The sequence below is a fragment of the Rhodobacter sp. SGA-6-6 genome, assembly GCF_011043545.1.
Taxonomy (GTDB): domain Bacteria; phylum Pseudomonadota; class Alphaproteobacteria; order Rhodobacterales; family Rhodobacteraceae; genus Pseudogemmobacter.
Map to the genome: position 1 here is coordinate 405237 of NZ_JAAKGP010000003.1, position 15810 is coordinate 421046.

General features: G+C 72.5%; 14 protein-coding genes. 5 read left to right on the forward strand and 9 right to left on the reverse strand.

Annotated elements, in window-relative coordinates; all coding sequences use genetic code 11:
- Positions 1 to 39: 39 nt before the first annotated feature.
- From G5B31_RS08420 to G5B31_RS08440, 5 genes are read right to left on the reverse strand one after another with little or no spacing between them, the layout of a single operon-like run.
- On the reverse strand, positions 40 to 714 hold the full coding sequence (locus G5B31_RS08420) for an isochorismatase family protein (RefSeq protein WP_165015980.1): 675 nt from the start codon (positions 712 to 714) through the stop codon (positions 40 to 42).
- Positions 699 to 1754 (reverse strand): GlxA family transcriptional regulator, encoded by a 1056-nt coding sequence (locus G5B31_RS08425; protein ID WP_205911843.1) that lies wholly within the window; start codon positions 1752 to 1754, stop codon positions 699 to 701. Before G5B31_RS08425 ends, G5B31_RS08420 begins: the two co-directional genes overlap by 16 nt.
- Positions 1751 to 2590, reverse strand: a complete 840-nt coding sequence (locus tag G5B31_RS08430; RefSeq protein WP_165015983.1) for an alpha/beta hydrolase fold domain-containing protein — start codon at positions 2588 to 2590, stop codon at positions 1751 to 1753. The genes G5B31_RS08425 and G5B31_RS08430 overlap by 4 nt, the downstream gene beginning before the upstream one ends.
- Positions 2590 to 3717 carry a mandelate racemase/muconate lactonizing enzyme family protein gene (locus tag G5B31_RS08435; RefSeq protein WP_165015986.1) on the reverse strand — a complete coding sequence of 376 codons (1128 nt, stop codon included), beginning with the start codon at positions 3715 to 3717 and terminating at the stop codon, positions 2590 to 2592. Before G5B31_RS08435 ends, G5B31_RS08430 begins: the two co-directional genes overlap by 1 nt.
- A 52-nt stretch (positions 3718 to 3769) precedes the next feature.
- Positions 3770 to 5416 (reverse strand): ABC transporter substrate-binding protein, encoded by a 1647-nt coding sequence (locus G5B31_RS08440; RefSeq protein ID WP_165015989.1) that lies wholly within the window; start codon positions 5414 to 5416, stop codon positions 3770 to 3772.
- A 158-nt stretch (positions 5417 to 5574) separates the two neighbouring features.
- Between G5B31_RS08440 and G5B31_RS08445 the strand changes: the two genes are divergently transcribed.
- The 5 genes from G5B31_RS08445 to G5B31_RS08465 all read left to right on the forward strand — a co-directional run bounded on the left by G5B31_RS08445 (position 5575) and on the right by G5B31_RS08465 (position 11822).
- Positions 5575 to 6558, forward strand: coding sequence for an Ldh family oxidoreductase (locus G5B31_RS08445; RefSeq protein ID WP_165015992.1), 984 nt, complete (start codon positions 5575 to 5577; stop codon positions 6556 to 6558).
- Between the two features lie 549 nt (positions 6559 to 7107).
- Positions 7108 to 8709 (forward strand): glucan biosynthesis protein, encoded by a 1602-nt coding sequence (locus G5B31_RS08450; RefSeq protein WP_165015995.1) that lies wholly within the window; start codon positions 7108 to 7110, stop codon positions 8707 to 8709.
- The gene (locus G5B31_RS08455) at positions 8706 to 8921 is read left to right on the forward strand and encodes a hypothetical protein (protein WP_165015998.1); all 216 of its coding nucleotides are present in this window, start codon (positions 8706 to 8708) and stop codon (positions 8919 to 8921) included. Before G5B31_RS08450 ends, G5B31_RS08455 begins: the two co-directional genes overlap by 4 nt.
- Positions 8922 to 8923: 2 nt before the next feature.
- Positions 8924 to 10690, forward strand: a complete 1767-nt coding sequence (mdoH, locus tag G5B31_RS08460) for a glucans biosynthesis glucosyltransferase MdoH (protein ID WP_165016001.1) — start codon at positions 8924 to 8926, stop codon at positions 10688 to 10690.
- The gene (locus tag G5B31_RS08465) at positions 10683 to 11822 is read left to right on the forward strand and encodes an OpgC family protein (RefSeq protein WP_165016004.1); all 1140 of its coding nucleotides are present in this window, start codon (positions 10683 to 10685) and stop codon (positions 11820 to 11822) included. Before mdoH ends, G5B31_RS08465 begins: the two co-directional genes overlap by 8 nt.
- Here G5B31_RS08465 and G5B31_RS08470 read toward each other — a convergent pair.
- Genes G5B31_RS08470 through G5B31_RS08485 form a run of 4 tightly spaced genes read right to left on the reverse strand, consistent with a single transcriptional unit; the run spans position 11791 to position 15757 of the window.
- Positions 11791 to 13047, reverse strand: coding sequence for a CoF synthetase (locus tag G5B31_RS08470; protein WP_165016007.1), 1257 nt, complete (start codon positions 13045 to 13047; stop codon positions 11791 to 11793). The two genes, G5B31_RS08465 and G5B31_RS08470, sit on opposite strands and share 32 nt — an antisense overlap.
- The gene (locus G5B31_RS08475; RefSeq protein WP_165016010.1) at positions 13044 to 13820 is read right to left on the reverse strand and encodes an MBL fold metallo-hydrolase; all 777 of its coding nucleotides are present in this window, start codon (positions 13818 to 13820) and stop codon (positions 13044 to 13046) included. Before G5B31_RS08475 ends, G5B31_RS08470 begins: the two co-directional genes overlap by 4 nt.
- Positions 13817 to 14776: an NAD(P)-dependent oxidoreductase gene (locus tag G5B31_RS08480; RefSeq protein WP_165016013.1), complete on the reverse strand. Its 960-nt coding sequence runs from the start codon at positions 14774 to 14776 to the stop codon at positions 13817 to 13819. The genes G5B31_RS08475 and G5B31_RS08480 overlap by 4 nt, the downstream gene beginning before the upstream one ends.
- A complete protein-coding gene (locus G5B31_RS08485; RefSeq protein WP_165016016.1) occupies positions 14777 to 15757 on the reverse strand; it encodes a 3-oxoacyl-ACP synthase III family protein in 981 nt (326 codons plus the stop codon).
- Between the last annotated feature and the right edge of the window lie 53 nt (positions 15758 to 15810).

Genomic DNA, 15810 nt, shown 5'->3' on the forward strand with positions numbered 1-15810 from the left:
AGGGGTTTTCGTAGAGAACCCGAGGGCTTGCGGGGCGTTCTACAGCGCCGCGTAATCCGCCGCGGCGCTGTCCCAGGTGAACTTGACCGGCACCGGCAGGTCGGTGGTCCAGACCCGCGCCGCGCCGCCGCCGATCAGGGCGCAGGCGCGTGCGCTATCCGCCACCGCCCCGCCGTAAAGCCGGTTGGCCATGTTCAGCACCGCGGTCTGATGCATCGCCTCGCTGCCCGAGCCGCAGGCGTCCTTGACCAGCAGCATGTGCACCCCGCGCTCTACCCCGTCCTTGACGGTGGCGGCGACGCAGGCCTCGGACCAGCAGCCGGCGACGATCAGCCAGTCCAGCCCCAGCCGGTCGATGGCCGCGGCCAGCGCCGGGGCGGTGAAGACGCTGGCGTCCTGCTTGACGATCACCTCCTCGCCCGGGCGCGGCGTGACCTCGGGCGAAATCTCCGACCCCGGCGCGCCGGCATCGGAAAAGGCCGAGCGGCCGTCGGCGCCGGTGGGGTGGAAGGGGCGGGCCGCGGTTTCCACCAGGTAGATCGAATGCAGCACCGGCATCCCCGCCGCCCGCGCCGCCGCCAGCAGCCGGGCGCAATTGGCGGCCACGGCGTCGTAATCGGGGACGAGGTAGCGGGTATCGCTGCGGTGTTCCTCCTGCATGTCGATCAGCAGGAGGCCGGCGCGGCCCGGCGGCAGGGTCAGTGTCTGGTGCATCTTTCCGGGTCCGTAAGGCCGTGGCTGCGGGCGTGGCGGTCGCGGTCGCGCCGCATCTCGCGCGGGGTGCAGCCGAACTCCAGCCGGAAGGCGCGGGCGAAGCTGGAGGGGTTGAGGAAGCCGCAGGACAGCGCCACCGCGTCGATCTGGCTGCGCGAATGCAGCAGCAGGTCGGCGGCATGGCGCAGGCGCAGGCGGCGCAGATAGGCGGCGGGGGCAAGCCCGGTCTCGCGGCGGAACGCCCGCTCCAGCCGGTCGGAGGAGGCGTTCAGGCCGGCGGCGAGGCGCGGGATTTCCAAGGGCTCGTCCAGCCCCCGCTCCATCGCCGCGACGGCGGCCAGCACCATCGGGTCGCGGATGCCGGTGCGGATGCGCAGGTCGATGTGCTGGCGGTCGGCGTCCTGCCGCAGCGGATCGTGGACGAACCATTCGGCGACGGCGGCCGAAAGCTCGGCCCCGAAATCGGCGGCGATCAGCGCCAGCATCATGTCCAGCGCCCCCACCCCGCCCGAGGCGGTGAAGCGGCTGCGGTCCAGCACGAACAGGTCCTGCCGCATGTCGATCTCGGGGAAGGTCTCGCGGAAGGCGGGCTGGCTGGTCCAGTGCAGCGTGCAGGCATGGCCGTCCAGCAGCCCGGCGCGGGCCAGGAAGAAGGCCCCGTCCGCCACCGCGCCGAGCTGCGCGCCGCCGCGCAGCTGCCGCCGGATCCACGACAGCGCCCGGTCGGCCACCAGCTGCTCGGCATCGCCGCCGGAGCAGGTGACGATGCGGTCGGCATCCGGCGCGGTGGCGGCGCCGTGGTCGGGCTCGATCCGCAGCCCGTTGGAGGCGCGCAGGGGCGCGGGCTCCTCGGCCACCACGCACCAGTCGTAAAGCCGCTTGCCGGACAGCAGGTTGGCGGCGCGCAGCGGCTCCATCACCGCGGAGAAGGCCATCAGCGGGAAGCCGGGGAAGACCAGGATCGCGTGGCGCAGGGGCGCGGCATCGCGGGAGACCGGGCCGGAGGGCGGGATATGCGGGCCGGGCGGCGGGCGGATCACGGCGCCAGCCCCAGGGCGGCGCGCAGCGGCGCGGCGGCGGCTTCGGCGGGCAGGGCGGAAAGGAAGCCGTGCGCCTGCTCCTCCGCCACCGTCAGGCGGACGCCGGGCAGCCGGGCCAGCGCCTCGGACTGGTTCAGCACCGGGTCCGCCCCGGCGCCGAGGACGGAGACGGCGCGGGGCAGCGGGAAGCCGGGGGCCATCGGGTCATAGGCCGGATTGCCGGGCGACAGGTTCGCCGGGTCCAGCCGGCGGTGGTAGGAGGCCAGCGAACGGGGGCCGAGGCCGTCGGTCTCGTCCAGGGTGGAAGGCGCGGGGCCGGTCGGCAGCCCGCCGGGATAGAACAGCACCGCCTCCTCGATCCGCAGCCGCTCCTCCGGCGTCAGCGCCGCATGGCCCCAGAGCGCCACCATCGCCCCGGCGCTGTCGCCCATCAGCCGCAGCCGGGGATGCAGCGCCAGCTGGCGGCGGATGGCGGCCACGGCGTCCTGCGCCTGCGCCGGCAGGGGATGTTCGGGCGCCAGCCGGTAGCGGATCGACACCGCGGCGGCGCGGGTCAGATGCGCGATCCAGGCGGTGACGATGCGGTGGGTCTCGGGCGAGCCGACGACGAAGCCGCCGCCGTGGAAATAGACCACCGGGGTGCCGGTGGCTTCCACGGGGGTGAAGGACAGCCCGCCGGGGCAGTCCCCTTCCGGCGGCAGGGCGGAGATCGCCACGTCGGCGGGCAGGGCGGGGTCCGCCACCTCCGGCCGGGCGCTGCGCCAGCGGCGCAGTTCCGCCGGGTCGCCGTCGATCCAGTCGGGGACCGTCTGTTGAACCGTCTCGGGGGCCGTCATCACATCCCGTCGTGCTTGCGGAACAGCTCGGCCGCGCGGGCCACCGCATCCCTGTTGAGCGTGAAGCCGAGGCCCGGCCTGGCCGGCAGCGACAGCCTGCCCTTCACCGGGGTCAGGCCGGGGTCCTCGACGATGTCTTCGCGCAGCAATTGCCACATGATCTGGTTGCCGTCGTCAAGGTTCGGGATGGAGCGGCCGACGTGATGCTCGGCGCAGGTGGTGATGCCGGTGGTCATCGAGGAATGGATGCAGAGGTTCAGCCCCGCCCCTTCGCAGATGGCGGCGGCCTTCATGGTGCCGCGCAACCCGCCGATCTCGCGCGGGCCGACCGCGATCATGTCCGCCGCGCCGGTGGCGCAGGCGCGATACACCTCGTCCAGCGTGAACACCGCCTGGTCGGCGCCGATGGCGATGGGGGCGCGTTCGGTGACACGGCGCAGGGCTTCCAAGGAGCGGCTGGTGGTCGGCTGCTCGATGTATTCGATGCCGTAGGGGGCGAATTCCGTCATCCGGCGGATGGCGGTGGAGACATCCCAGGCCTCGTTGGCGTCCAGCCGCAGGCGGGCGTCGCCGATGGCCTCGCGGACAAGCCGCACCGCCTGCCGGTCGTGGTCCGTGCCGACGCCGACCTTCAGGTAGATCACCGGCTCGCCGATGCTGGCGGCATGGGCGGCGTCGGCGGCAATCTCCTCGGGGCTTTCGCCCTGAAGGAAGTAGAAATAGCCCACCTCCCTGCGCCGCTGCCCGCCCAAGAGGTCCCAGACCGGCCGGCCGAGCAGCTTGCCCTGCAGGTCCAGCGCCGCCATCTCGATGCCGCTTTGCAGCTGGTTGGCGTAGCGGGGCATGTTGCCGCCGAAGGTCAGGAACAGCGCGCGATAGGCGTCGGCCCAGCTGGCGGCGATGTCGAAGACCGAGGTGCCGACCAGCCTGCGGCCGATCTTTTCCAGCACCCGCGCCTGTGCGGTGGCGTCGGGGGCGGTGGTGGTCTCGCCATAGCCGATGCTGCCGTCCTCGGCCTCCATCTCGATCAGGTTGACGTGGAAGGCCTCTTCCACGCCCTGCGACCAGATGTAGGGGGTTTTCAGCGGCAGGCGCAGCGAGGTGACGCGGAAGGATGTGATGTTCATGGCTACCCTTGGGAAAGGACCCCGCCCGCCGGGACCGGAGGGCGGGGCAAGTTCACGCCGAAAGCCATACGCTGTCCAGATGCGCCTCGAAGGCCTGCTGCATCCGAAGGCCGTTCACCCCCTCGCGGAAGGAGCGGTAGACCGAGCGCCAGTAGGGCTGGATGATCACGCCGGAGTCGCGGAGGATCGTCTCCACCTCCTGCATCAGCGCGCGCCGCGCCTCCACGTCCGGGGTGGCCAGCGCCTGGTTCAGCACCTCGTCGAAGCGGGCGTCGGCGAAGGCGCTTTCGTTCCAGGCCTCGCCGCTGCGGTAGGCCAGCGCCAGCACCTGCACCCCCAGCGGGCGGCCGTTCCATTCGGTGCCCGAGAAGGGATACTTGGTCCAGTTGTTCCAGAAGGTGGTGCCCGGCATGATCGTGCGCTTCACCTTCAGCCCGGAGTCGCGCATCTGCCCCGCCACCGCATCGCAGGTGTTCGACTGCCATTCGTCGTCCAGCGACACCAGCTCGTATTCGTGGTCGCTGGCGCCGGCCTCGGCCAGCAGGGCCAGCGCCTGCTCCGGGTCGTGGGTGGCGGGGCCGATGTCGAAGAATTCCTCGTGCATCGGGCCGACGTGGCAGTTCTCGGCCCGGGTGCCGGCGCCGTTGACGCCAAGCTCCAGCACCACGCTGTTGTCCACCGCCAGCGCGGCGGCGCGGCGGATGCGCACGTCGGTATAGGGCTCCTGCTCGACGTTGAAGCGGCAGACGATGGTCGATCCGGTGGCGATCTCGCTGGTGATGGCGCCCGCCGCCTCGAACCGGGCCAGGCTGTCGGCGGGGCTCTCGTCGGTGGCGTCGATCTCGCCGGCCTCCATCGCCGCGACCGCGTTGGACGGGTCCAGCCCGAGGTCGATGAACTTCACCCCGTCCAGCCAGAACTCGCCCTTCCACCAGGGCGCCTCCTTGCGGCGGACCTCGGCGCCGACCGAGGGCTCCCAGCTGACCAGCTCGCAGGGGCCGGTGGAGATGGCCAGCGCCTGCATCGGGTCCTCGTTGCCGTCGTAGCTGCGGTGCATCACCAGCGCCGGATAGTCGGTCAGGCCGGCGACCAGGGTGATGTCGGCGCGCGGCATGTGGATGCGGACGGTGTGGTCGTCCACCTTCTCCAGCGCGTCGGAGAGGATGGTCTTGGTGGTTGGGTCCACCAGCACCCCGAAGCGCGAGGCCATAGAGTTGCCCTCGATATTGGCGTCGCACCAGCGGGTGATGTTGTGGATCACGTCCTCGGCGGCGAAGGCGTCGCCGTTCGACCATTGCACCCCCTGCCGCAGCTTCAGGGTCAGCGATTTGGCGTCGTCCGAGGCTTCCCAGCCCTCCAGCAGCCAGGGGTCGAAGGTGAAGTCGCTGGTCCAGCGGACGAGGTATTCGTTCACCTGCCGGGCGACCTGCGCGATCTGGTGGCCGTCGAAGATCCGCGGGTCGCGGAAGGCCTTGACGTTCATCGCCAGCCGCAGGGTGCCGCCCTTCTGCGGCGTGCCCTCCTGCGCCCTTGCGGGCAGCGCGATGCCGCCGAGGGCAAGGCTGCCGGCGGTGGAGACGCCGAGCGCGGCCATCGAGGCGAAGAACTCGCGCCGGTTCAGCCGGCCGGCCTTGAAGGCGGCGGCGGTCGGCTCGGCCAGCGGGTGAAGCGGACGGTCTGTCAGCATGAGGCGGGTCATGGCGGGCTCCTCTGTCCTTGGGGACGACGGGGGGATTCCGGGGTAGTATCGGCCCGCCCGGCGGCGGCGACTTTGCGCCATGGCGCATGGAATATGCCGTAGGGCGCACAGCGGCGGGCGAGGGCGCGGGGAAGGCTGGCCGGAAAGGGGAGGCGGCGATGGCAGAGGTGACGGTTTCTCGGGACGAGGCAGAGGCTTTGGCGGAGGCCGCGCTGCTGGCCCATGGCGCAACGGCGGAGAACGCCCGCCCCACGGCAAGGGCGATGGTCCTGGCCGAGGCCGAGGGCAACCCGGTCTGCGGGCTTTTCTACCTGCCGCATTTCTGCGCCCAGCTGGCTGCGGGCAAGATCGACGGCAAGGCGGTGCCGGCGGTCGCGACCGAGGGTGCGGTGGTGCGGGTGGATGCCCGGACCGGCTTTGCCCATCCCGCCTTTGAGGCCGGGCTGCCCGCGCTGCTGCAGGCGGTGGCGGCGCAGGGGCTGGCGGCGATGAGCATCGGCAATTCCGGCAATGCGCTGGCCATGGGCCATTTCGTCCGGCCGCTGGCCGGGCGCGGGCTGGTGGCGCTGGCGATGTCGAACGCCCCGGCCTCGGTCGCGCCGCCGGGGGCGGCGAGGCGGCTCTTCGGCACCAACCCCCTGGCCTGGGCCGTCCCGCGCGAAGGCGCGCCGCCGATCGTGGTGGACCAGAGCCTCAGCGCGGTGACCAAGACCGCGGTGATGATGCGCGAAGCGTCCGGGCAGGCGCTGGAGCCCGGCTGGGCGCAGGATGCGGCCGGCAAGCCGACGCTGGACGCGGCGGAGGCGCTGGCCGGGTCGCTGTTGCCGGCGGGCGGGCAGAAGGGGGCGAACATGGCGCTTCTGGTCGAGGTGCTGTCGGCGGCGCTGGCCGGGGCGCATCTCAGCCCCGAGGCCAGCAGCCTGGGCGATGCCTCGGGCGGCCCGCCGCGGCTTGGACAGTTCGTGCTGGCGCTGGACCCGTCCCGTTTCGGCGAAGGGTTCGCCGGGCGGATCGCCACCCTCGCCGGCTTCTTCGCCGATGCCGGCCTGCGCCTGCCCGGCGCGTTGCACGCCCCGGCCGACCGGCTGACCCTTCCGGCGGAGCTGTGGGATCGGGTGCGGCGGCTGGCGGGAAGGGAATAGGGCATCCGTCCTGACTCTTTCATTGGCGAAGGCCATCGCCTTCGCCACCGCGCAACGGTTCGACTAGGACCGGCCGGGCCCCAAAGGCCCGGCCAGCGCCCGCCCCGCCCTCGGCGGTCGCTTCTCGCCCGCCGGGTCGGGCGCTGGCCTCTCGGGTTTGATGCCACCGCCGTCTCCGGGGGCAGCCGCCGCGCACGGGCGGGGGCGAGGCAGTGCCTCGCCTTATCCCGCCCGACGGAGCCGCGGGCCACCTTCGGTCCGGGGGAGGCTTTGCCCGCAACCGCCGCAATTCCCGCCAAGCTGCCGGAAAGATAGGCGCTTTCCTGCCCATGGCACGGCAAAGTGATGCCGACCGCCGCGCCGGTGAATTGACGCCGCGGCCGTCCTCGCGCATTTCGCAGGCGCAGCATGTGGCGTGCCGTCTCTCGCGCCCGGGTTGCATCCGTTGCAGGGCAGACTTGCATCGGCTGCATATCCCGGGCGAGGGCGCGATGCGCTATAAGCCGCCAGCCTTGTTGAGTTTTCCCGAATCGGGAAGCAGGAGTCTCCATGCCCGCCCGCCCGGATCTGCCAGCACAGGTCTCCCGCCGCGCCGTCCTCGCCCTGATGGGCACCGCCGCCATGCTGCGCGGCACCACCGTCCTTGCCGAGGGCGTCCAGCCCGCGCAACCCGCCGGCCCGGCCGAGACGGCGGGCGAGCCCTTCGACTTCGACCGGCTGACCGAGGCGATGCGCAGCCTCGCCGCCCTGCCGCACGAGGCCCCGGCCAAGATGGAGGGCTTCTTTACCGGCTTCACCTACGACGACTACCAGGCGATCCAGTTCGACCCCAAGCGCGCCCGCTGGGCCGGGCCGGAGGCGGGCTTTCATGTCCATGCCTTCCACCTCGGCTGGCTCTTCGCCGAGCCGGTGCAGATGTTCGAGGTGGCCGAGGGCGTCGCCCGCCCCATCGCCTTCACCACCGACGATTTCCTCTACTACGACCGGGTGAAGGCCCGGGTGCCGCTGCACGAGCCGCTGCCCGGCGTGGCGGGCTTCCGGCTGAACGCGCCGCTGAACCGCGCCGACATGTTCGACGAGGTGGTGGCCTTCCTCGGCGCCAGCTACTTCCGCGCGCTCGGCCGCGGCAATGCCTACGGCCTGTCGGCCCGCGGCCTGGCCATCAACACCGGCATGGGCCAGCCCGAGGAATTCCCCCGCTTCTCGCGGTTCTGGCTGGAACGGCCCGGCCCCTTCGCCCGCGAGGTGACGGTCTTCGCCAGCCTGGAAAGCGAAAGCTGCACCGGCGCCTACCGCTTCGTGATCCGCCCCGGCGAGAACACCGAGGTGGAGGTGACCGCGCGGCTGTTCTTCCGCATCGAGGTCGGGCAGGTCGGCATCGCGCCGCTGACCTCGATGTTCCTGTTTTCCGAGAAGAACCGCGCCAGTTTCGACGACTACCGCCCGGCGGTGCATGACAGCGACGGGCTGGCGATCCTGCGCCGCGACGGCGACCGGATCTGGCGGCCGCTGAACAACCCCGTCCGCCTGACCGAAAGCTGGCTGGTCGAGGACAGCCCGCTGGCCTTCGGCCTGATGCAGCGGGACCGCAACTTCGAGAGCTACCAGGACGCCGCGGCGCATTACGAACGCCGCCCCTCGGTCCTTGTCGAACCGCTGGGCGACTGGGGCAAGGGCGCGGTGCGGCTGGTGGAGATCCCGACCGACCTGGAAGTCAACGACAACATCGTCGCCTTCTGGGTGCCCGAGGCGAAGCCGATGCCCGGCCGGATGGCGGAATTCGCCTATCGGCTGGTCTGGGGCGCGCTGGCCGAGCAGGACGGCGACCTTGCCCATGTCAAGGAAACCCGCGCCGGCACCGGCGGCGTCTCGGGGGTGGAGAACACCGCCGGGACCCGCAAGTTCGTGGTGGATTTCGCCGGCGGGATGCTGGCCGACCTGCCCGCCAACGCGGTGCTGGAGCCGGTGGTGACCGTCAAGGGCGGCGAGGTCGCCGTGCAGACGCTGTCGAAGATCGAGGGAACCGACACCTGGCGGCTGGTGTTGGACATCCTGCCGCAAGACGGCGCCACCGTCGAATTCGTCGCCCATGTGGCGGGCTTCGGCCGCAAGCTGACCGAGACCTGGGTCTATCAATGGGTGACTGCATGACCGCGCATCTGCCGATCGTTCCGCGCAAACCCGTGGACCGGCCGAAGGCCCCAAGCTTTGCCCCGCCTGCGGCCTTCGCCCCGCCCGCGGCTCCGCTGCACATGCCGAAACAGGTCCTCACCCCGGCGCCCCGTGCTCTGTGGCGCGCGCTGCGGCGCGGGCTGGCGCGGCTGATCGCGGCGCTGCCCCCGGGCCGCCACAGACCGGGCTGACCATGGCGGGCAGGGCGGAAAGCCGGGGGGAGCGCGCCGGCGGCACCCGCGCGCTGGCCGTGGCGGCCTCGGTCCTTGCCGCCGCGGCGGCGGGCATGGTGTTCTACATCTACGGCGCCGCCGACGGGGTGGACCCGCTGGACGTGCTGCGCGCCGGGCTGATCTTCCTGTCGACCTGGTGGCTGGCCTGGGGTGCTGCGACCGCGCTTCTGGGCCTGACCTCGCGCCAGCGGCCCGCCGTGGCCCGGGCGCCGGGCGCGGTGTGCGGCCGCACCGTGGTGATCGTGCCGGTCTACAACGAGGACCCCCGCGTCACCTTCGCCCGCGTCGCCGCGATGGACGACTCGCTGCGCGCCGCCGATCCCTCGATCCCGGTGGAGTTCGCCATCCTTTCCGACACCCGCGACGACCGCATCGCCACGGCCGAGCAGCGCTGGTTCGCCCGCCTTCTAGCCCGCCAGCACGGCGAGGGGCGGATCTTCTACCGCCGGCGCGAGCGGAACACCGGGCGCAAGGCCGGCAACATCGAGGAATTCGTCGCCGCGTCCGGCGCCGCCTGGGATTACGCGGTGATCCTGGATGCCGACAGCCTGATGGAGGGCGCTACCCTCCACGAGATGATCCGCCGGATCGAGGCCGATCCCCGGCTCGGCCTGTTGCAGACCCTGCCCAAGGTCATCCGCGCCCGCTCGATCTTCGGCCGGGCGATGCAGTTCGCGGCCGGCTTCCACTCGCCGGTCTTCGCCCGCGGTCTGGCGGCGATGCAGGGCCGCACCGGGCCGTTCTGGGGCCACAACGCCATCGTCCGGCTGCGGGCCTGGGCGGAATGCTGCGGCCTGCCGGAGCTGCCGGGCCCGCCGCCCTTCGGCGGCCATATCCTCAGCCACGACTATGTCGAGGCCGCCCTGCTGGCCCGCGGCGGCTGGACGGTGCGGCTGGACGACGACTTGCAGGGCTCCTACGAGGAGGGCCCCGAGAACATCGTCGACCATGCCAAGCGCGACCGGCGCTGGTGCCAGGGCAACCTGCAGCACGCGAAACTGCTGGACGCTCCCGGCCTGAAACCCTGGAGCCGCTTCGTCTTCGTGCAGGGCATCTTCGCCTATATCGCGCCGCTGATCTGGCTGGCCTTCATCGCCGCCTCGATCGCCGCGGTCTACTGGACGCCCGAGCCGGACTACTTCCCCTACGAGAACTGGCCCTTCCCGGTCTTCCCCGACGACCAGACCGCCAAGGCGGTGGGGCTGGCGGTCGGGGTCTTCGGCCTTCTGGTGATGCCGAAACTGCTGGTGGCGCTGGACGCCATCGCCACCGGCCGGGCGCGCTGTTTCGGCGGCGCGGGGGGCGCCCTGCGCTCGGTGCTGTGGGAGCTGCTCTTGTCCTCGGTGATCGCGCCGGTGCTGCTGGCGTTCCAGAGCCGCTCGGTCCTGCAGGTGCTGCTCGGCCGCGATGGCGGCTGGCCGCCGAACAACCGCGGCGACGGCGGGCTGTCGTTCGCCGAGGCCTGGGCGGCGGGGCGCTGGATCAGCCTCTGGGGCCTGGCGGGGATGGCGGCGACGCATCTGCTGGCGCCGGTGCTGCTCTACTGGCTGCTGCCGGTGACGCTGCCGATGCTGGTCGCGCCGGTGCTGATCTGGTGGACCTCGCGCACCGCCGGGGCCGGGGTCTTCCCGGTGCCCGAGGATGCCGCGATGCCGCCGGTGCTGACCCGGCACGATGCCGTTCTGGCCGCTTGGGCCGCCCCGGAAAGCGAGGTGGAGGTTGCCTGAACCCCGCAAGCAGCGCGACCACCGGATCGACTTCCTGCGCGGACTGGCGCTGGTGATGATCTTCGTCAACCACGTCCCCGGCACGGTCTGGGAGAATTTCACCTCGCGCAACTTCGGCTTCTCCGACGCGGCCGAGGGCTTCGTGCTGATGTCGGGCATCGCCTCGGGCCTGGCCTTCGGGCCGGCGTTCCTGGCGGCGGGTCCCTGGGCGCAGCGGCTGCGGCCCTGGCGGCGGGCGCTGGTGCTCTGGGCGGTGCATGTGCCGGTCTGCCTGGCGGTGCTGGCGCTGTTCGCGCTGACGCTGGCCGATCCGGGGGTGGCGAAGATGGCCACGGCCCGCAACATCGCGCCGGTGCTGGCCGAGCCCTGGCCCTTCCTGCCGGCGTTGGCGGCGCTGAGCCACCAGTTCGCCTATGCCGACATCCTGCCCCTCTATATCGTGCTGCTGCTGGCGGCGCCGGGCCTGCTGGCGCTGGCGGTGCGCTGGCCGAAGGCGCTGATGGCGGGATCGCTGGCGCTGTGGTTCCTGGCGGGGCTGTTCCGGCTGAAGTTCCCGACCTGGCCGCAGGATCACGGCTGGTTCTTCAACCCCTTCTCCTGGCAGGTGCTGTTCGTCGCCGGCATCCTGACCGGCCTTGCCCTGCGGCAGGGGCGGCGGCTGCTGCCGGTTCGCCGCTGGGCGCTGGCGCTGGCCTGGGGCTTCGTCCTCCTCGCCGCGGTCTGGGTGCAGGTGCCCGCGGTGGCGGCGGCGGGCGGGCACGGGCTCTGGCTTCTGGGCGAATATCTCGGACTGCCCTCGATCATGATCTCCTTCGACAAGAGCTTCCTGTTCCTGCCGCGGCTGCTGCACATCCTGGCGCTGGCCTATGTGCTGAGCGTGCTGCCCGGGCTGAAGCGGCTGGCCGCCGGGCCGGGCGGGGCGGGGCTGGCGATGCTGGGGCGGCATTCGCTGCCGGTCTTCGCCGCCGGCACACTGATGGCCTATGCCGCGCAGGTGGCGAAGGTGCTGGCGGGGCCGTCCTTCCTGCTGGACACCGCGATGATCGCGGCGGGGATCGGGGTGCTGTTCCTGGTGGCCCGCCTGCAGGAGGGCCGCAAGGTCAGGGTCCGGGCGGCGCTGGCGGCGGCCTGATCAGGCGGCATTCCACCCGCCGCAGCTTGCGCCCCGGGTCCAGCGGCAGCGGCGCGCGGGTGAGGGTGAGGCGCAGCGGCAGCAGCGTTTCCACGGCGCGGGCCGCGGCCTCGGCATCGCGGTCGGGCAGGGCGGGCGGCAGGATCAGCTCCGCCTCGGTCGGGGAAAGCTGGATCAGGCGGAAGTCGGTGATCGCGCGGCTGGCGTTCAGGACGGCGTTGCGCAGCACGTCCGGAGTGATCAGCCGGCCGCCGGGCAGGCGGAAGCAGTCGTCCATCCGGCCGACGATCTCGGCCACATGCCGCAGCGGCGATCCGCAGGGGCAGGGGCTGTCCGCCAGTCGCAAGAGATCGTTCATCCGGTAGCGCGCCATGATCTGGGTCTCGCGCCGGAAGCAGGTGACAAGGGGCGCAACGAGGCCATTGCCCGCCGGTTCATACTCGAAGACCACCGAGTCCTCGGCCAGATGCAACCCGCCGTAGCGGCAGGTGACGGCGAAAAGGCCCTCGGTCGCCATGTAGATCTGGTCGAGGCGCAGGCCGAAATGGCCCTCGATCACCGGCCGGTCGGGCGGGTCCAGCGTCTCGGCGGCGGCGAAGATGCGGACCGGCGACAGGCGGAAGCCTTCCTCGGCGAAATGGCGCAGGAGGCGCGGCGGGGCGAGCAGGACGGTGGGGGCGTAGGTTTCCAGCTCGGCGCGCCAGATCTCGGGCCCCTCGGTCACGTCGAAGAAGCGCAGGGAAAGCCAGGGCAGGCGGCGGGCGGAATGGTAGAGCCTTGTGTCGCGCGGCAGCACCACGGCGACGCGCTGCGGGCGGGCCAGCAGGTCGGGGATGGTCTTGGCAAGGATGGCGCCGAGCCAGCGGAAGCGCTCGGCCTCGGAGATGACGAAGAGGCCGTGGTTGCCGGAGGTGCCGGTGGAGCAGCCGACGGTCAGGCCCCGCGGCATGGCGCCGGTGGCGAGGGCTTGCCATGCGGCCTCGGCGGTAAGGCCGGGGCGGTTGTAGCGGTGGAAGCCGGCCATCAGCGTGGCCTTGTCGGTGACGGGCAGGTCCTGCAAGCGCGGCGGTGCCCCGGCGTAGGCGGCGACGCGGGGCAGGTCTCGGGTCAGCCAGCGGGTCAGGGCCTTGGCCTGCGCGGCCTCGAAGGCCGCTCGCGACAGGCCGGGGCGCGAGAGGTGCCGCATGCGGACGAAGGAGGTCATGGCTTCGGCGAGGGGGATCATGGCGCCTCGTCGAAGGCGGCAGGGGCCGGGTCGTGGCAGAGCATGACGGTGCCGCCCGCGGCCCGGAAGCGGTGGAGGAGATCGGTCGAGGCGGCCAGCGCGGCGGGGTCCTCGGCGAAAAGCCGCATCGGCCCGCGGGGGCGGCGGCCGGACTCCAGCGCTGCCAGCAGCCATTGCGCATCGGTGCCGTAGAGCAGCCGGGCGGCGGGGAACAGCAGGCCGATGTGGCCGTCGGCATGGCCGGGCAGGTCGAGGGCGATCACGCTGCCGTCGCCGAAGAGGTCGCCCCCGGGCCTGTCCTCGATGGCGTCCAGCCTTTCGGCGAAACCGGGCGGCAGAAGTTCGGGGAAGGTGGCGCGGTGCAGGTTCTGCCAGCGGCTGCGGGTCAGCAGGCGCTGGAAGGCGGCGCGGCTGGCAGTGAAGCGGGCGTTGGGGAAGAGGCTCAGGCCGGAGATGTGGTCGACGTGGTAGTGCGTGACGATGACCCGGGCGATGTCCTCCGGGCGCAGGCCGTGGCGGGCGAGGAAGGGCTCGGGCTGGCCTTGCGGGATCAGGTCGGGCCGCAGGAGGTGGCGGTAGAGCCGCAGGCCGGCGGAGCGGCCGGGGGCGGCCGTGGCATGGGCGGTATAGCCGGTGTCGATCAGCGTGGGCCCCGACGGGTGCATCAGCAGCCCGTAGCGCACCCGCAGCCGCAGCTGGCGGAGGCGGCCGCCTTTCAGCAGCAGGGCCTCGGGGGCCGGGACATGGGCGCTGTTGCAGAAGACCGGGGTCATGGCGGGGGGCCGAAGGTGCGGTCCAGCCCTTCCGCGAAGGAGATGCGGGGGGACCAGCCGAGCAGGCGGCGGGCCTTGGAGATGTCGAGGCTCTGCAGGTAGGCGAAGAGGGCGAGGCCGTGGCGGGTGACGGCGGGCTCCTTGGCGCCGGTCAGGAGCGCAAGGCGTTCCATCGCGGCGGCCGCCAGCAGGGCGGGGGCCAGCGGGGCCTTGCGCCAGCGCAAGGGGATGCCGGCGCGGGCGCAGGCGCGGGCGGCGATCTCGGTCACCGGCAGGGGCTCGCCGCCGGAGACGTGGAAGACCTGGCCCGCGGCCTGCGGCCCGGCGTCGAGGGCGGCGACCACCGCGGCGGCGGCGTCCTCGACATGGGTCAGGTCGATGCTGGCGCGGCCGCCGCGGAACAGCGGCAGCGGGCTGCGGCTTGCGGCCTGCAACAGGCGCGGCAGCAGGGCGGTGTCGCCCCGGCCGTAGAGGCCGCGGGGGCGGAGGATCACCGGCGAGAGATCGGCGGCGGCGAGGACCAGCGCCTCGGCCTCGGCCTTGGTGCGGGCGTAGGGGGTGAAGGGCGGCGGCAGCGGGGTATCCTCGGTCAGGTCCAGCTGGTCGCGCGGGGCGAAGAGGACCGAGGGCGAGGAGATGTGGACGAAGCGGCGGACATTCAGCCGGCGGGCGAGGGCGAGGACCGCGGCGGTGCCCTGCACGTTGGCGGCCTGGAAGTCGGCCAGCCGGCCGAAAGGGGCGGAGAGGGCGGCGCAATGGACCACGGCGGTGACTTCGGCCAGTTCGGGCGTATGGGGCGGGGCCTGGGTCAGGTCCCATCGCAGCGTGGGGACGTTCAGGGCCGCCAGCCGCGCCGGGTCGCGGCCCTGCGCCAGCACCTGCCGGTCCTCCAGCAGCCGCAGCAGCGTGCCGCCCAGGAAGCCGGTCGCGCCGGTGATCAGGATGCGCCCGGCCATCTAGACCTCCAGCGCCAGGCCGCCGAAGGAGACGCCGGCCGAGGTGCCGAGGAACAGGACGCGCATTCCCGGGCGCACCCGGCCCTCGCGCCGGGCGAGGTCCAGCGCGAAGGGGATCGAGGCGGCGATCTGGTTGCCGCAGGTGGCGGCGATCTGCACCACTCGATCGGGCGGGAAGCCGGTCTGGCGGATCATGTGGGCCAGCGCGGCGGGGCTGGCCTGATGCGGGATCACCAGGTCCACCTGACCATGCGTCCAGCCGGCGCGGGCCAGAAGGTCGGCGACGAAGGTGCCGAAATGGCGGGAGGCGAGGCGGAACAGCTCCTTGCCGTCCATGGCGAAGAGAGCGTGGGCGCGGAAGGCCTTCGGCTCGGCGGCGAAGTCGAAGCGGGTGCCGCCGGCGCCGATGCCGCAGGCCCCGTAGGCGGAAGGATAGCTGCGCATCAGGCTGGCGGCGATGCGGGCCGTGGACCCTGCCGAGGGCCGCAGCACCGCCGCGGCGGCGCCGTCGCCGAAGAGGCCGGCGATCTCGGGCGCGGTGTCCCAAGGCAGCGCGCGGGAGGCGAGTTCGGACGAGAAGACCAGCGCCGGCTGGTCCTTCAGCATCCGCGCGGCGGTCTCCAGCCCGGTCAGGAACGACAGGCAGGTGCTGTTCACATCGAAGGCGGCGGCCTCGCCGTCGGCGATGCCGAGGCGGGCCATCACCAGCGGCGCGGTGGCGGGGATCGGCTGGTAGGGCACGGCGCTGGCACCGATGACGAGGGAGATGTCCCGAGGCGCCAGCCCGGCATCGTCAAGCGCTGCGCGGGCGGCGGCAACCGCGAGGTCGATCTGGCTTTCCGTCCCGCAGACGGCGCGGGTGGCGACGCCGGTCAGCGCCTCCACCCGCCCCTCCGGCAGGCCGAGGCGGCGGTCGAACGCGGCGGAGGGGACCATGGCGGCGGGCAGGGCCCGCCCGGTTCCGGCGATCTCGACATGCATGACCGGCCTCCTCCGCGGCCCAGATGGGGACATATTCTGCGCGGGCGGCGGGG

Coding starts and splice junctions, on each gene's coding strand:
- G5B31_RS08420 (WP_165015980.1), bottom strand. CDS start 714: ATGCACCAGACACTGACCCTGCCGCCGGGCCGCGCCGGCCTCCTGCTG.
- G5B31_RS08430 (WP_165015983.1), bottom strand. CDS start 2,590: ATGACGGCCCCCGAGACGGTTCAACAGACGGTCCCCGACTGGATCGAC.
- G5B31_RS08435 (WP_165015986.1), bottom strand. CDS start 3,717: ATGAACATCACATCCTTCCGCGTCACCTCGCTGCGCCTGCCGCTGAAA.
- G5B31_RS08440 (WP_165015989.1), bottom strand. CDS start 5,416: ATGACCCGCCTCATGCTGACAGACCGTCCGCTTCACCCGCTGGCCGAG.
- G5B31_RS08445 (WP_165015992.1), top strand. CDS start 5,575: ATGGCAGAGGTGACGGTTTCTCGGGACGAGGCAGAGGCTTTGGCGGAG.
- G5B31_RS08450 (WP_165015995.1), top strand. CDS start 7,108: ATGCCCGCCCGCCCGGATCTGCCAGCACAGGTCTCCCGCCGCGCCGTC.
- G5B31_RS08455 (WP_165015998.1), top strand. CDS start 8,706: ATGACCGCGCATCTGCCGATCGTTCCGCGCAAACCCGTGGACCGGCCG.
- mdoH (WP_165016001.1), top strand. CDS start 8,924: ATGGCGGGCAGGGCGGAAAGCCGGGGGGAGCGCGCCGGCGGCACCCGC.
- G5B31_RS08470 (WP_165016007.1), bottom strand. CDS start 13,047: ATGATCCCCCTCGCCGAAGCCATGACCTCCTTCGTCCGCATGCGGCAC.
- G5B31_RS08475 (WP_165016010.1), bottom strand. CDS start 13,820: ATGACCCCGGTCTTCTGCAACAGCGCCCATGTCCCGGCCCCCGAGGCC.
- G5B31_RS08480 (WP_165016013.1), bottom strand. CDS start 14,776: ATGGCCGGGCGCATCCTGATCACCGGCGCGACCGGCTTCCTGGGCGGC.
- G5B31_RS08485 (WP_165016016.1), bottom strand. CDS start 15,757: ATGCATGTCGAGATCGCCGGAACCGGGCGGGCCCTGCCCGCCGCCATG.